The organism is Marisediminitalea sp., assembly GCF_984433645.1.
In genome coordinates this window covers 1-15,745 of the sequence record NZ_CFIDRX010000101.1, presented here as the reverse complement: position 1 = coordinate 15,745, position 15,745 = coordinate 1, and the positions used below count along the sequence as shown (strand labels likewise).

Annotated in this window: 15 protein-coding genes and 1 pseudogene; 8 read left to right on the top strand and 8 right to left on the bottom strand. The window is 51.4% G+C overall.

Features of this window, described 5'->3' with window-relative positions; translation table 11 throughout:
- From AC4MRN_RS13230 to hutC, 5 genes are all read right to left on the bottom strand, one after another.
- Positions 1-2,021: TonB-dependent receptor (locus AC4MRN_RS13230; protein ID WP_491203540.1), on the bottom strand; the 2,021-nt coding region annotated here is incomplete at its 3' end.
- Positions 2,022-2,261: 240 nt separating this feature from the next.
- Complete coding sequence (locus AC4MRN_RS13225) at positions 2,262-2,714, bottom strand: CreA family protein (protein WP_321200708.1); 453 nt, start codon at positions 2,712-2,714, stop codon at positions 2,262-2,264.
- A 128-nt stretch (positions 2,715-2,842) separates the two neighbouring features.
- Complete coding sequence (hutH, locus tag AC4MRN_RS13220) at positions 2,843-4,369, bottom strand: histidine ammonia-lyase (protein WP_491203539.1); 1,527 nt, start codon at positions 4,367-4,369, stop codon at positions 2,843-2,845.
- Positions 4,369-6,057, bottom strand: a complete 1,689-nt coding sequence (hutU, locus tag AC4MRN_RS13215; RefSeq protein WP_491203538.1) for a urocanate hydratase — start codon at positions 6,055-6,057, stop codon at positions 4,369-4,371. Before hutU ends, hutH begins: the two co-directional genes overlap by 1 nt.
- Positions 6,058-6,080: 23 nt before the next feature.
- Positions 6,081-6,854, bottom strand: coding sequence for a histidine utilization transcriptional repressor HutC (gene hutC, locus AC4MRN_RS13210; RefSeq protein WP_491203537.1), 774 nt, complete (start codon positions 6,852-6,854; stop codon positions 6,081-6,083).
- A 144-nt stretch (positions 6,855-6,998) separates the two neighbouring features.
- Between hutC and hutI the strand changes: the two genes are divergently transcribed.
- Together hutI and hutG are read left to right on the top strand one after the other, a co-directional pair.
- Positions 6,999-8,165: an imidazolonepropionase gene (gene hutI / locus AC4MRN_RS13205; RefSeq protein ID WP_491203541.1), complete on the top strand. Its 1,167-nt coding sequence runs from the start codon at positions 6,999-7,001 to the stop codon at positions 8,163-8,165.
- Entirely contained in the window at positions 8,158-9,105 is a 948-nt protein-coding gene (gene hutG / locus AC4MRN_RS13200; RefSeq protein ID WP_491203536.1) for a formimidoylglutamase, read from the top strand. Before hutI ends, hutG begins: the two co-directional genes overlap by 8 nt.
- On the opposite strand, the gene AC4MRN_RS13195 is transcribed toward hutG, so the two are convergent.
- From AC4MRN_RS13195 to AC4MRN_RS13185, 3 genes are all read right to left on the bottom strand, one after another.
- On the bottom strand, positions 9,102-9,443 hold the full coding sequence (locus AC4MRN_RS13195) for a hypothetical protein (protein WP_491203535.1): 342 nt from the start codon (positions 9,441-9,443) through the stop codon (positions 9,102-9,104). The two genes, hutG and AC4MRN_RS13195, sit on opposite strands and share 4 nt — an antisense overlap.
- A gap of 188 nt (positions 9,444-9,631) precedes the next feature.
- The gene (locus AC4MRN_RS13190; protein ID WP_491203534.1) at positions 9,632-10,432 is read right to left on the bottom strand and encodes an alpha/beta fold hydrolase; all 801 of its coding nucleotides are present in this window, start codon (positions 10,430-10,432) and stop codon (positions 9,632-9,634) included.
- A 133-nt stretch (positions 10,433-10,565) separates the two neighbouring features.
- Positions 10,566-11,492 (bottom strand): LysR family transcriptional regulator, encoded by a 927-nt coding sequence (locus AC4MRN_RS13185; RefSeq protein WP_491203533.1) that lies wholly within the window; start codon positions 11,490-11,492, stop codon positions 10,566-10,568.
- Positions 11,493-11,605: 113 nt separating this feature from the next.
- Here AC4MRN_RS13185 and AC4MRN_RS13180 point away from each other — a divergent pair, with 113 nt between their 5' ends.
- From AC4MRN_RS13180 to AC4MRN_RS13155, 6 genes and pseudogenes are all read left to right on the top strand, one after another.
- Positions 11,606-12,148, top strand: a complete 543-nt coding sequence (locus AC4MRN_RS13180; RefSeq protein ID WP_491203532.1) for a carboxymuconolactone decarboxylase family protein — start codon at positions 11,606-11,608, stop codon at positions 12,146-12,148.
- 25 nt (positions 12,149-12,173) lie between these two features.
- A complete protein-coding gene (locus tag AC4MRN_RS13175; protein ID WP_073319846.1) occupies positions 12,174-12,653 on the top strand; it encodes a nuclear transport factor 2 family protein in 480 nt (159 codons plus the stop codon).
- Positions 12,654-12,851: 198 nt separating this feature from the next.
- Positions 12,852-13,694, top strand: a complete 843-nt coding sequence (locus AC4MRN_RS13170) for an AraC family transcriptional regulator (RefSeq protein ID WP_491203531.1) — start codon at positions 12,852-12,854, stop codon at positions 13,692-13,694.
- Between the two features lie 11 nt (positions 13,695-13,705).
- Positions 13,706-14,530, top strand: coding sequence for an AraC family transcriptional regulator (locus AC4MRN_RS13165; protein WP_073319853.1), 825 nt, complete (start codon positions 13,706-13,708; stop codon positions 14,528-14,530).
- Positions 14,531-14,659: 129 nt separating this feature from the next.
- Entirely contained in the window at positions 14,660-15,136 is a 477-nt protein-coding gene (locus AC4MRN_RS13160; RefSeq protein ID WP_155015658.1) for a DoxX family protein, read from the top strand.
- A 10-nt stretch (positions 15,137-15,146) separates the two neighbouring features.
- Positions 15,147-15,745: pseudogene (locus AC4MRN_RS13155) on the top strand (hypothetical protein); the annotation flags it as partial.

Genomic DNA, 15,745 nt, shown 5'->3' with positions numbered 1-15,745 from the left:
AAGCTGTAACGCGCACCAATATCAAACCGGTTCGATGCATCGACTTCCAAACTGTTGTCTGCACTGGCGTATTGCTCTGATGTATAGGCTGCACGCGCGTCCAGCGTCAGACCAGGTACGGCAATTACGTCCCACTCAACATTCACATTCAGTTGAAGCTCAGGTACGCCGATTGCTGTTTTGCCGTCTAACAGGCCGTCCTGCGTTTTGGTCATTTCGGCATCCAGCCAGGTGAAACCTCCCACAACGCGCAGGTTGTCGGACGGCATGCCGAACACACTTAATTCAACGCCCTGGTTTTCCTGCTCGCCGTCAGTAGAGAATACATTGTCTTCCACCACAGATGATTGCTTGGACGTGCTAAACACACTCAGCGCGCCACCATACTGACCCGCATCGTATTTTACGCCCACTTCAATTTGTTCGGCACTGTAAGGGTCAAACACTTCACCGGCATTGGTGATTGGTTCGCCACCGCTGCTAGCCGGTGCCACTTCACCCGGCAATAGTCCCTCAATGTAGTTAGCGTAATAAGACAGCTGCTCTGACGATTTATAAACCACACCCGCGACTGGTGTGAATTTGGACTCGTCATATGACGACAACGCAGAGCCATCGTTATAGTTGAACGTACGGGTTTCGATATTCTGTAAACGGCCACCTACTGTTACCAGTAATTTACCTTCCAGCAATGACAGCATATCGGCAATGGCAACACTCGACAGGTCAGTTTCTTCGGTCACCAGCGGGTTGTTAAGTTCACCCCCTACAAAAAAGTCTGCTGCAGGCATGTCAGCCGGTTGAGGGTCGTAAATGCTACCCGGGAAACCAGCGAAGCTGGAAAACGCGTAGGCGTTTTCGGAAGACAGAGAAAACACAGATGCAGACGTGATGAGCGTATGCGCTACATCACCCGTTTCAAACTCCATGTTCACGCCAACTTCACCAGAGCGAATGCTATCGTTGCGAACGTTATCGAAGCGATAAGCGCTGCTGTCGCCACTCACTTGTGCAGTAGGGTTAGCAAAGATATTGTCTTCTTCCCCTTCGCGGAAACCATACGCTACCCAGCCAGTGATAGTGTCGGTAAAGTCATATTCACCGCGCACTGCACCAAAAAACTGACGTTCGTTTGTATAGGTCCAGGGCTGAGCAAAATTGGTATCACTTTCCGGCGCTTTTGGAATGCCACCTGATGGCGTGACTGCCGGGCGTGGCGCATCGACCTGGTGGTCCTGAAAGCCTAAATCCAGGGACACGCGCACTTTTTCGCCTTCGTGATCGATACCTACCGAGGCCACGCTCAAATCGCGATCCTGATTATCAACACTGGTTTCACCGCCGCGTTGAACCAGATTAACACGGACACCCGTGCTGTTACCTTCTTCACCAAAACGACGGCTCACATCTACTGCACCTAACAAGTGCCCTTGTGATTCGTAGCCCAGAGTGAAGCGATTAAGCGGCTCTTCACCGGCCCGCTTCGGCACAATATTCACCGAACCGCCCAGTCCACTGCCACCCGGAGCCGCGCCGTTTAGGAAAGCACTGGCACCACGAAACACTTCAACGCGCTCTAACAGCTCAGCCGCCACATATTGGCGAGGCAAAATACCGAATAACCCGTTGTAGGTCATATCGTCAGAATACACGGGCAAACCGCGCATTACGTACAGTTCCTGGAAATTACCAAATCCTTTTGCAACGCGCACTACCGGGTCGTTTTGTAGCACATCAGCCACACTACGTGACTGCTGTTCGCGAATAATATCGGCCGTAAAGTTAATGCTGTTAAAAGGTGAATCCATCATATCCAGGTTGCCCAGGATACCGGCTCGGCCCCCACGAGACACCTGTCCACCAGCAAAACTGTCGTTCAGTTTTACCTGAGAACCACTTACGGTGATATGTTCAACATCGTCAGTTGCGTCACTGTTTTGCTGCGGGGCCTGAGCATATACAGCCTGACTGGCCATCGCTAAACCGATCATTACCGCTAACGCATTTTTACGAGGACTCATTAATACTCCAACTCTGAATTGCACTTATAAAATAAAATGCAAATGATAGTTATTTTTATATAGGTAGACAACGCATTTGCCGTGTTCAGCACTGAAAATAAGACCATTGACGGCCAAAGCGCTGACCGTTGATTACTATACGAACAACCAGGTCCGAAGCCGGATAAAAAAAGAAAGTCACAGGGAAGTGTTATGCCTGACCGCAGACGCAGTCAGGCGAATGTGTTGGTAATCCTACGTTTAGTCAGCTTTGGGTTGCGTGGATTGGACGTAGGCACCCGTTTCCCACAGCGGTACGGTGGAAATACTGTGCTTATAGCTTCCGGAGGTTTCTTTGGTGCTATAAGACAGGTAAATCAGTGTTTGTGATTTGGCGTCGTATATACGGCGCAGTTTCATGTTTTTGAAAAACACGCTTTTGGATTTTTTGAAAATCACTTCACCGGAGTCTGACTTATCGATAGCTGCGATCATCGCTGCGTTGATTGGGCCGGTTTGACGGCACGCAATGGAACTGTCAGACGGATCCGATAAATCCAAATCCGCTTCAATACTGGAGATATGACAGGTTACACCAGTTACCACCGGATCCTGTAAAGCATCGATTTTAATGTCTTTGGTAGTAAAGACACCTAACGACACATCGCCCACTTCGCTGTCGCTACAGCCGCTCAACACCACCGCTGAAGTCATTACCAGTACTGACACTATTGATTTTAAACACCGTTGAACACGCATCTTTTCCATCCTTATGAGCTGTCGCCATACAGCAAAGCCGTTGAAGGTAACCCCTTTGGTTACCTTACTCACTGTCTTCTCCGCTACTCATCTAGCAGCTGTAGTTGAGTAGTGTCCATCAAAGCATGGCGCTTAATCAACTGTTTCGCGGCTTCAATGTCTGGTGCAAAGTACCGGTCCTTGTCATAAAAGGGCACTTCGTTGCGCAGCAATTGCATTAAAGACTGCAGACGCTCACTGGTTTGCAGCGGCTTTCTGAAATCCAGTCCCTGACATGCAGCCAGCCACTCAATAGCCAGAATGCCCGCAACGTTGTCGAAAATATCACGCAGTCTGCGCGCTGCGAACGTTGCCATCGACACATGGTCTTCCTGATTTGCAGACGTAGGTAACGAGTCAATCGACGCCGGATGCGCCAGTGTTTTGTTCTCGCTGGCCAGTGCCGCACAGGTAACCTGCGCAATCATAAAGCCAGAATTCACACCGCCATTTTCTACCAGAAACGGAGGGAGTCCGCTCAGGTGCGTGTCGATCATCAGTGACATTCTGCGCTCAGACAGCGCACCAATTTCCGACAGGGCAATCGCCAGCATATCGGCAGCCATCGCGACCGTTTCAGCATGGAAATTACCACCAGACAAAATATCACCGGTATCGGCAAACACCAGCGGGTTGTCACTTACGCCATTGGCTTCTGTAACCAGAATCTCGGTTGCGAAACGCATTTGTTGTAAACACGCCCCCATCACCTGAGGCTGACAGCGCAAGGAATACGGGTCCTGCACTTTTTCGCAGCCTTGGTGCGAGTTACCGATATCACTGGTTGCCAACAACTCGCGAAACGCCTCTGCCACATCGCTTTGCGTTTTATGGCCGCGCACTGCGTGAATCCGCGCATCAAACGGCACACGAGAACCCAGCGCGGCATCCACGGTTAACGCACCAATACCAATGGCGCTGTACAAAGCGTTTTCGGTGTAGAACAGCCCCTGTAATGCGAACGCCGTTGAAGCCTGGGTGCCGTTCAGCAGTGCTAAACCTTCTTTTGGCGCAAGGGCGATAGGCTCTAAACCAGCGATATTAAGAGCTTGTTTAGCCTCAATGCGTTCACCGCGATAAAATGCTTCACCTTCGCCAAGCAACACCACGCTCATATGCGCCAGCGGCGCTAAGTCACCGCTTGCCCCTACCGAACCTTTTTCAGGAATAGCCGGGTACACTTCGGCGTTATACAGCTTAATCAGCGCTTCGACCACACTCAGGCGAATACCGGAATAGCCGCGCGCCAGCGAGTTGATTTTCAGCAGCATCAACAAGCGCACTGTATCTTCACTCATGAAATCACCGGTTCCGGCCGCATGCGACAACACAATACTGCGCTGCAGAAGTTCCAGTTCATCTACATCGATACGGGTATTGGCAAGCAGGCCAAAACCAGTATTAATGCCATATACGGTGCGGTTTTCTTTTATGACGTCGAGCACAGTTTGCTCAGCAGCCTGAATAGCGGCTTTGGCACTGTCATCGAGCGACAGGCTGACATGCTGCCGATATACAGTGCGTAGCTGCGACAGCGTCAGCGTACCGGGAATAAGCGTTAACGTATCCATTACTTGTCTCCCTTGCCTGCGGCAACATCGAGCATGGGTAGATCCAGGTTGTGCGCTCGCGCACAGTCTTTGGCGATGTCATAGCCAGCGTCAGCATGACGCATAACTCCGGTAGCCGGGTCGTTGTGCAGTACCCGCGCAATTCGCGCATCGGCTTCTGCACTGCCGTCACATACAATCACCACACCAGAGTGCTGACTAAAGCCCATCCCCACGCCACCACCATGGTGTAAGCTCACCCAGGTTGCACCGCCTGCGGTATTCAGCAATGCGTTCAATAATGGCCAGTCAGACACGGCATCAGACCCATCCAGCATGGATTCAGTTTCGCGGTTAGGTGATGCCACGGAGCCTGAATCCAGGTGGTCGCGGCCAATCACTACAGGCGCACTTAGCTCGCCATTTCTGACCATTTCGTTAAAGGCTAGCCCCAGCTTTTGGCGCTCGCCCAACCCGACCCAACAGATTCGCGCTGGCAAGCCCTGGAACTGAATTCGCTCACGCGCCATATCCAGCCAGTTGTGTAAATGCGGGTTATCCGGAATAAGCTCTTTTACCTTGGCGTCGGTTTTATAAATGTCTTCCGGGTCGCCCGACAACGCTGCCCAGCGAAACGGACCAATCCCCTGACAGAACAGCGGGCGAATGTAAGCAGGCACAAAACCAGGAAAATCGAACGCGTTCGCTACGCCTTCTTCTAATGCCATCTGGCGAATATTGTTGCCGTAGTCTAATGTGGCCGCGCCTGCCGCCTGAAAGCCGAGCATGGCTTTAACCTGTTTCGCCATGGATTGTTTGGCGGCTTTCACCACGCCGGCTTCGTCGACTTTGCGTTTAGCTGCGCCCTGTTCCATGGTCCAGCCAACAGGCAAATAGCCATTAAGCGGATCATGGGCACTGGTTTGGTCAGTCACCACGTCAGGAATAATATTGCGCGCCAGCATCTCAGGGAATATCTCTGCGGCGTTGCCCAGCAGGCCTACAGAAATGGCTTTTCCGTCCTGTTTCGCTGCCTCTAACATACCCAGCGCTTCATCCAGACTGGTGGCTTTTTTATCCACGTAACCTGTTTTTAAACGGAAATCGATACGGCTTTCATCCACTTCAACCGCCAGCATGGAAAAGCCGGCCATGGTTGCAGCCAGAGGCTGTGCGCCGCCCATGCCGCCAAGGCCTCCGGTCAGGATCCAGCGGCCTTTGCTATCGCCGTTAAAGTGCGTTTTCGCCACGCTCACAAACGTCTCATAGGTCCCCTGAACAATACCCTGCGAGCCAATGTAAATCCACGAACCGGCGGTCATCTGGCCGTACATCATCAGGCCTTCTTTATCCAGCGCGTTAAAGTGCTCCCAATTTGCCCAATGAGGCACAAGATTTGAGTTAGCAATCAACACACGAGGCGCATTTTCGTGGGTAGGAAATACGCCCACGGGTTTGCCCGACTGCACCAATAAGGTCTCATCGTTATTCAACCTTTTTAGTACTTCTACAATCTTATCGAATGACGCCCAGTCACGCGCAGCCCGGCCGATACCGCCGTAAACCACCAGGCTTTGCGGGTGTTCGGCCACTTCCGGGTCCAGATTATTCATAAGCATGCGCAACGGCGCTTCGGTCTGCCAGCTTTTGGCGTTCAATGCAGTACCACGCGGTGCGCGGATCTCACGGGTAGGGTCGAAACGTGTCATCATTTCTCCAGGCAATCATTGTTTTATTTTTGAAAATCCAGGTGGCCGCCTAATCGATAACGACTGCCCGGATGATAGAGCACCGCATGGCTCACCACGCCCTGCTTCTTGCGTTCTTTCGACGCCGGGCTTTGTGGCTGCCCTGAGGCCTTGGCCTGCTGCGGAGAATGAATGGAAGAATAGGTACGACGGGTCACCTTCAGGCAAGGCTCTGTAGTTTGAATTTGTAATGCGTCTGCAATTTCCCCATTAGCAATCACGGCTTCAACGCTATGATCGGCCTGCGTCAGGGGCGCGACTAAATTAAGGTAATAGTTAGCTGTTTGCGCATGAAAGTCGCTTTGCAGGTAATCAGGAGCCCACTGCGGGTTTACCCAGCGGTCTTCATACTGCACCGGCAAGTCATTCTCACAGTGCACAATCAAACTGTGAAACACCTCATCACCCTCGTTTACCGCTAGGTGCGTGGCGATATTGTGATCAGCCCTGCGGGCTTCCAGCAACACAATACGATTGGCGTAGCGGTGGCCACGGTGCTCAATTTCATCGCGGATACTTTTAATTTCCAGCATCGAACTCATAGGCCGGTGATCAGACACAAACGTGCCGAGCCCTTGGCTGCGTAATAAAATCCCTTCGTCTACCATTTCACTTAATGCTCGTCTGGCAGTCATGCGGCTTACGCCGTGTTGCTGGGCAAGCTGATTTTCAGACGGCACCTGATCGCCCGGCTTCATATGCCCGGCCTCAATGGCATCCAGAATAAGTGATTTAATGGCAATGTATCTTGGCTGCATGGCTCTTTAGTAAGCTAACAATTTGTATCAAGCATACTTGTATATACAAGTATGTACAAGTATGCTTATCACATCCTTTATGCATCAGGAATGTGAGAGCCCGTGCAATACGACACCCTTATCTACAATGTACGCATTGCGTCTATGCAACATAATGCCCAGCCTTATGGTCAGCTGTCAGAGTCGGTTGTCGCACTGCATAAAGGGGTTATAGCGGGCGTTTTTAACTCAGACGCAATACATTCGCTGTCGGCCAGAACTATGATCGACGGGCAACAACAATGGTTATTGCCCGGGTTTATCGACTGCCATACACATCTGGTCTATGGCGGTAATCGTGCCAATGAATTTGAAATGCGCTTGCAGGGTGTGAGCTACAAAGACATTGCGTTACAGGGCGGCGGCATAAAAAGTACCGTTGAACAGACCCGCAAAGCCAATGAAGCCAGTCTCTTCAAAAGTGCAGCAAAACGCGCCCGGCGATTGGCCGAAGAAGGTGTTACTACCATTGAGGTAAAATCCGGATACGGACTGGATAACGACACAGAACTGAGAATGTTGCGCGTTGCTAAATCACTGGAAACTCAGCTGCCGGTCAGGATCGCCACCACTTTCTTAGGAGCCCACGCCCTGCCCCCTGAATTTGCCGACAACGCCGATGCCTACATTGATTTTGTTTGCGACACCGTATTACCCGATGTTGCCCACAATAATCTTGCTGATGCCGTGGATGTGTTTTGCGAGTCCATTGGATTTACCACCGCACAAACCGAAAAAGTGTTTAAAGCTGCTCAGCAATATGGCTTGCCGGTTAAAGCCCATGTTGAACAACTCACCGACAGCAAAGGCGCAGTACTGGCCGCAAAATACAATGCGCTGTCGGTAGACCATATTGAATATCTGGCCGAGAGCGATATACCGCATTTGGCTGCAAGCGGCAGCGTGGCAGTGCTATTACCCGGCGCGTTTTATTACCTGCATGAAACACAAAAGCCGCCAGTAGAGGCGCTTCGGCAGCACAACGTCCCTATGGCCGTCGCCACCGATTTAAACCCCGGCAGTTCGCCGATAGCGTCGCTGCTAACCGCCATGAACATGGCTTGCGTATTGTTTGCACTGACGCCCGAAGAGGCGTTACGCGGTGGAACATTGTATGCCGCAAAAGCGCTCGGACTCAGTGACAGAGGCGAAATCAAGCCCGGTAAACTGGCCGATTTAACGCTGTGGGACATCGAGTCCCCTGCCGAATTGGTTTATACCCTCAACGGTCATCGCCCCACTAGAGTATTTTTAGGCGGTCAGCATGTTTAACTGGCAGGGACGAACAGACACAGAGGACGGCAATAAAGGCCTTCGATGGCATCAGGTCGTCAACCAGCAAGGGCATTCAGATCTCCCGGCAATCAATCTGGTTGGGTTAGCCAGTGACTTGGGTGTGCGGGCAAACAAAGGCCGGCCCGGCGCAAATGAAGGCCCGGTTAGCATTCGTGAAGCGCTGGCAAATTTACCATGGCACTGGGGTGCCCGGCTTATTGACAGCGGCGATACCCTCGCCGACTCAGATTTAAGCGATGCCCAGTCCCATTATGCAAACGCCGTGAGCCAGGCGCTGTTGCAGTCGCAGTTTGTACTGGGCTTAGGCGGCGGCCACGAAATTGCGTGGGGAAGCTATCAGGGGTTATATAACACCTTGCAAACCTCTTCACACCAATCGAAAAAGATCGGCATCGTTAATTTTGATGCGCATTTTGACTTGCGTCGCCCGGCACCATACACCAGCTCAGGCACGCCATTCAGACAAATTCACGCTCACTGTGAACAGCACGGCGAGGATTTTCAGTATGCCTGTATCGGCGTGTCACGGGCGGCTAACACACAGGCGTTATTTGATTTTGCAGACACAACTGGCACTCGCTACTTACTGGATACCCAGTGTACCCTTGACGCGGCAAAAGCGATGCTCACGCCCATGTTACAAAGCGTTGATCAACTTTATGTAACTATTTGCCTGGATGCGTTTCCGGCATCGGCAGCGCCTGGCGTCAGTGCGCCCAGTGCGTTGGGTATCGATGTACTTTTTGTTATCCAGGTTTTGCATTTTCTGGCTCAGCAACAGGCCGCCTGCAATTACCGATGGGCACTGTGCGATATTGCTGAAATGAACCCGGCTTTTGACATCGACAAGCGCACTGCCAAACTGGCTGCGCGCCTGGGTTTTGAGGTGGCGGATGCGGTGCTGCCAACCCGCTAACCTTGTTTACGTTTTCGACGAAGACTTGTAAAAACACCCACTGCGGTGACCCACTTACTTAACGACGCAACGCCAAAAACCGACTCCTCTGTTACCGGCTTGCCAACAGACATAGTGTCTGTATGCACGACTTTGCCATTTTCCAGCATCGCTAATACCAGATTACCCTTGGCTTCATTACGCGCTTCAACACTGACTGCCTTGGCAAAACTGACTGTGTCACCTCGCTCCGCGAGAGGCGTCAGCCCCCATCCTTCGGTTGTGGCCACAAAATTGATTGCTACCCAGGCAACTAACATTGTCAGTGTACCCAGGGTCCATAAAATAAACCGCTTCATGCTCGTTTCTGTCTTTTTTTGATATGTTTCGCACCGGGGGCTTTGTCCCGTTTAATGCGTTAATCTTATGCTGGCGATAAAATAGTGCTGAACAGAAATACCGAAAACACATGCTTTTCGTCCGTTTTGCGCTGGTAACAAAATATAAGAAACAAAAATGGTGAAATTGCGTTTTCAGATGTTTAGAGTTACTGAATAAAATCAATAATTTCGTCAATAACCGCAGGGCTATTCAGAATTCGGCGATGCCCCAGCCCCTCGGTTTTATATAGCCGGGCATAGGGATAGGTTGTTACAAATTGCTCGGCATCGCCAAAAGGGACTTCCTTATCCTGTGTATCGTGGACCACCAGTGCCTGCTTAGCGATTCTCGACAAATTGCCCGAAGCATCCAATACCCGATGCGATGTGCCAACGCGGTTATCAGCAACATCATAGAGCGCATCAAGGCCGCGTTGATTGAGCCCCAACATGGAAGCAAAACGGTTGAGCACACCGGTTAAATTTGCCGGTGCACCAACCAGCACCAGCTTATTAAATCGCGAATCACGGATGTTATGTAAAGCCAGTGCAGCACCGCCCAATGAGTGACCGATTGCTGCATGTACCTCCACAGCCTGACTGCTCAGGACGTGTTCTACTGCCCTGATAAACTCACCCGGATGCGACAGACATTCGCCCTGATAATGGTGTCCTTTAGGCACAGGGGCAACGACCCTGTAGCCGTGCTGCAATAAACGGTTTAGCAAATCCGAAAATTGAGATACCGCGCCGGACCAACCATGCAACAGCATTATCGTCGGTCCAGTCCCTCGCCACACCTTGACGCATGTCTCTTCACTCACGTGCAGCACTTCGTCAGGGACTGGTATCTCCGCGTTATTGACCGGCAGCTGCGGGGTGAACAGGAGTTTTCCAGCCTGCCTGGCCACCATTTTGGGCCAGACCCGGCTTAGCAGAAAGAAATAGATTTTAATAACAGCACGCATAGTAGGCACTTCACAATGATTCAAACAATGGCGCACATTCATACGCCGCCATACTCGTTATCGCAAGTCCGTGCCCCGATTACCGGACGTTCTGCACAAAAATACGGACGCGTAGTTCAGGCGAGCATGAGGTTTAACAGGTCAATGTGCTCCAGTCCTGACACATCCGGTTAAACGCAGCTTGTAATCGCGGGGTCATAAAATCAATGAAACTGCGCTGTTTTAGAGGCAGCACGTCCTGACGAATATAAAGCAGGTTCACTGGAAAGGGTTCTGGCGCAAACTCCTGTAACACACGGTTAAGTTCGCCGCTTTTTAACCAAGGCAGCGCCTGATAAGACAGCACCCTGGCAATCCCTAAGCCCTGCCGGGCCGAATGTACAGCAATGTCGGTTGAGTTTGCTCTGATACGGGAGTTTACCGGCACACTCAGTTCTTCATTGTTAGCACTGAAACGCCAATGCGTGGCAGAATCCAGTCCTTCAAACGTAATGCAGTCGTGTTCGCTGAGGGATGCCAAATCTGTTGGCGTGCCACGCTGTGCAATATACTCCGGACTGGCGCAGAGAATTTTTTGGACCTGTCCCAGACGCTTTGCCACCAGCTCACTGTCGGGCAAACGCCCGACCCGAATAGCTACATCGACAACATCTTCATACATATGCATGTTTTGGTCGGTCAATATCAGTTTTACGCTCACATCACTGTAGAGCTTGAGGTATTCAGCCAACAGAGGAAAGACGTGCATGCGACCCATAATGATCGGTGCGGTAACGGTTAAACAGCCTTTGGGTTCGCGGTATTCCCCTTTTGCATCCCGCTCAATCTCCGACACCATCGACAACACTTCGCGACTGGACGCCAGGTATTTTTCACCGGCGTCGGTCAGTACCAGATTTCGCGTAGAGCGCAGTACCAGCTGCACACCAAGATACTCTTCCAGTTCTTTTACCTGGCGGCTGACTGTGGTTTGCGGTTTATTCAGTTTTCTGGCCGCCGCCGAGAAACTTCCGCACTCCATTACGGTACTGAAAATCTGCATTGCACTGAGTCGATCCATCTATCTCTCCAAAAAATGGGTAGGTGTTAAACAAAATCACCCACTACTCACATCCATTAAGGCGCTTTACATTAACAATCAAGACGACAATTTAACCAATCGAGGAATACATAATGTCTCGTTTAACTATCCCGGAGTCAATTGCCGATGCACCTCACGCTTCGCAATCGTTGCTTGAGGCCGTCCAGGGTAAGTTAGGTATGGTGCCTAATTTATTTCGTCTGGTTGGTAACAATCCGGCGGCACTGCAAGGTTATCTGTCGCTCACTGAATCGTTAACTGAAGGCATACTCCCTTTGAAGTTACAGGAAGCCATTGCACTGGCTATCGCAGAAGCAAACCGGTGTACATATTGCTTGTCTGCACACAGTTTTATAGCCGCGAACTTAGCGAACGTGCCCGAAGACGAAATCAGGTCGAACCGTAAAGGCTTGTCTGATGACGCCAAAACACAGGTTGCTTTGCAATTTGCCGTGGCGGTCGCCGAACTGAATGGCCGGGTCAACGACCAGTTGCTCAACGCCGTAAAGCAAGCTGGCTTCAGCGACGCCGAGATTATTGAAATTATTTTGCACGTTGCCCTGAACACCTGGACCAACAGCGTGAATAACGTAGCCGATACCGAAGTGGACTTTCCACTGGTGATCCCTTTTTAAGTTTACTAATACAAGGAGTTATACCATGCACGCCATCGACGAATACCGCCCACCCGTGCCGCCATTTACACGTGAAACGGCCATCAAAAAAGTACGCCTGGCTGAAGACGGCTGGAACTCGAAAGATCCGGAACGCGTAGCACAGGCCTATAGTCTGGGCACCAAGTGGCGTAACCGCGCCGAGTTTGTTGAAGGGCGGGACCAAGCCCGCGACTTTCTGGCTCGCAAATGGGCAAAAGAGCTGGAATACCGATTAATCAAAGAGCTCTGGGCGTTTACCGATAACCGCATTGCCGTGCGCTACGCCTACGAATGGCGCGACGACTCAGGCAACTGGTTTCGCTCATACGGCAACGAAAACTGGGAATTCAATGAGCAAGGCTTAATGACCAATCGCCATGCCTCGTTGAACGATCTCCCGATCACCGAAGAAGAGCGGTTGTTCCGCTGGCCAGAGGGACGCCGTCCTGATGACCACCCGGGTCTCTCTGATCTGGGGTTATAAACCTGACTGCTGACGCACTTCCGCGTTAGCGTTAAAACACAATTTTTGCACAGTCACTTCGTTGATACGCAGTAGTGACGCCACGGGTCTGTCGCTTTGGCAGCAGGCCAGGGCTTCGTATTGCTCGAATTTAGCGGTCTTATGCCGGGCAACAGAAGGTTCAACATCGACTGTTATCGTTAAAAAGAGACAATTGACATGGAAAATTTAAGTGCATTACTCAACCAACATACCTTCACCAGCGACGTTAATCACTGCGGGTTGTTAACCGCTGCTAAACACTTCACTGCGCGCGGTCAACTGCATTTGCTGGAGTCCGGCAAAGTCCGCATTCTACGCAAAGGGCAACGGGAATTACTCATGGACAGACCGTCAATGGTGTTTTTTCCCATTGGCGTAACACACCGCGTTGAGCCGGTGGACGCTGACACTGCACCAAAACTGATCAGCGCCAGTGTTACGTTTGCCGCAAACCCATCGTCGCTGCTGGTAAATGCATTACCCGATGTCATGTATTTACAGCTGACACCCGACTGCGCGGTATCCGGCACGGCCCGCTGGTTGATCAACGAAATACAAACCCAACGGTTTGGTAAACAAACCATGCTGAACCGCCTGGGCGAAATGTTCATTTTACAAATCCTGCGCCACGCCACCGAACACGGCAATTTGCAGGAAGGCACCGTGAGCGCCATCAATCACCCGCAGATGTCAAAAGTGATCAACCGCATCCATCAGGACCCGGCTTATCACTGGACCTTAGACAATCTTGCAAGTATTGCTGCCATGTCCCGGTCTAAATTCGCTGAGCAGTTCAAACAACTGGTTGGCCAAACGCCCAATGAGTACATCACAGGCCTGCGGCTCACGCTTGCACAGAAGTTACTGAAGAACAACAAGCCGGTGAACTATGTAGCCGGCGAAGTAGGTTACGAGCACGGTTCGGCGCTGGCGCGTATTTTTAAGAAAAAACTCGGTTTATCGCCGCGGCAGTGGTTGCAGCAAACGAAGCGCAACAGCGTGCAACAAGCCATTATTTAGAAGGAAATCTCGTGAATAATATTGCGGACATTCTACGTAAAACGGCCGTTAAGGCAGATGTATTTTTTAGCGGCCGACTTTGCGGTATTCAGTCGTTTGAAGGCAACGACAAAGGGCATTTGCACCTGTTGCGTTCAGGCAGGCTTACCCTGCTCTTGCGCGAAAAACAAAAGATCGTTATCGACGAGCCCAGCGTGATTTTTATTCCCGGGCCGGTCGAACACCGCATTCTGGCCAACCAGTCTGAAGACGCGCAACTGGTTTGCGCTACCGTGAGCCTGGAATCACACAATCGTTCGCTGCTGCTCGATGCCCTGCCAGAACTGTTGTGTTTGCCTCTTAGCATTGAAAAACACATCGGCCAGACGGCCAGTTGGCTGTTTGAAGAAGCGTTCAGCGAGTCGGTTACCCGCTCGGTGATGATCGACAAACTCAGTGAAATGTTTTTACTGCAAGTGATGCGGTATGTGCTGGACAACAACCTGAGTCAGGGTGGCATGCTGGCGGCCTTGTCTCACCCGGCGATTGCCAAGGCTATGAGCGCGATGCACCGCAATCCAGCCCACAACTGGTCGGTTGAATCGCTGGCTGGCGAGGCTGCTATGTCACGTTCTAAATTTGCCGCGACGTTCCGCGAAGTGGTAGGCACCACACCCAACGAATACCTCACGGAAATTCGCATTAATCAGGCGCAGGAACTGCTGCTTAGCCAGAAGCCCGTTAATTTAGTAGCCAACGAAGTGGGTTATGAGCATGGCTCGGCGCTGGCTCGTATCTTCCGTAAAAAGCTGGGCCTGTCGCCCAAAGCCTGGCTCAAGTTGCGCGGCAACGCCTGATGTAATTTGGTTTGAAACGCAGGACGCACGGTTTCAACGACCCGCCCGAATCCCTTTACATTAGCAGAGTGACACAGCCATTGCCGGGTCATAAGCCAAATTGACAACTTCTACACAAGGAATGCTTTTATGAAATCCATTGTATTGCAGACAGGCCGCGTTCTGGGCGGCATGTCTGGTGCATTTAACACCGTGCAACCCCTGCTTACCCTGGCGGGACGTATCTATGTTTCCTGGGTATTTTTTGCCTCGGGATTAACCAAAATTGCGGATTGGGAAACCACCTTATTCCTGTTCGAATACGAGTATCACGTGCCGTTTTTACCCGTAGTACTGGCCGCTTATTTAGCCACCCTGGCTGAGCTGATTGTACCGGTACTGCTGACCTCAGGTTTAGCCAGCCGCTTAAGCGCTATTGTGCTGAGCATTGTAAATGTTGTTGCAGTCATCAGCCTGGAAGAGATTGCGCCCGCCGCCTTGTATGGCCATGTAATCTGGGGACTTATTCTTGCCCACGTTGTGTTTTGGGGTGCCGGGCAACTGTCGGCCGACCACGTTATTAAATGGTTGTATAACAAACGGTTGCCACAGGCAGCCACGGCGTAGGGGAACGGCAATGAGCAATCTGGCAGTCAGTGCCGAGCGCCCGCTACCCAATGCACCGCGTGTTCAGTTGAGCAGCGGTGCATCATGCGTGCCCCAGCATTACTTACAATACGTACAAACTCAGCGAAGCATTGAGCAAGTTGCGCTCGACTGTGCGTTTAACGACAACACCATAATCTTTGCCGGTCAGGACAGCCATGGTTTATACATCCAGATTGGTTTAGTCGGGTTCGATACGTACCTGCCGGTTGCATCCCAGTCCAAACGTAAAATTGTCTATGGCCGAAAATGGCGCATTGACTACAACGTACCGACTTCCGAGCTGGTACAAACCATCTTCTTAGCTATAAAAAAAGCCCGGGAACACGAAGTGCGTGAACTGCTTAAGATTCGCTTCGACAAACACGCCAGCGCGCCCTTCAGTACCCATCAGGATGCCCGGTTGATTGCTGAACAGGCAGACCGGTTATTCGATGTACAAAACCCGCAATCACTGATGCAATTCCGCCGTCAGGCGACCGCGCTGATGAAACGTTCCCGGTACGATACCTCGCCCATCCAGATCCTGAACATCGAACAGCGTTTTAATCAGCAAGTTCTGGTCGATAT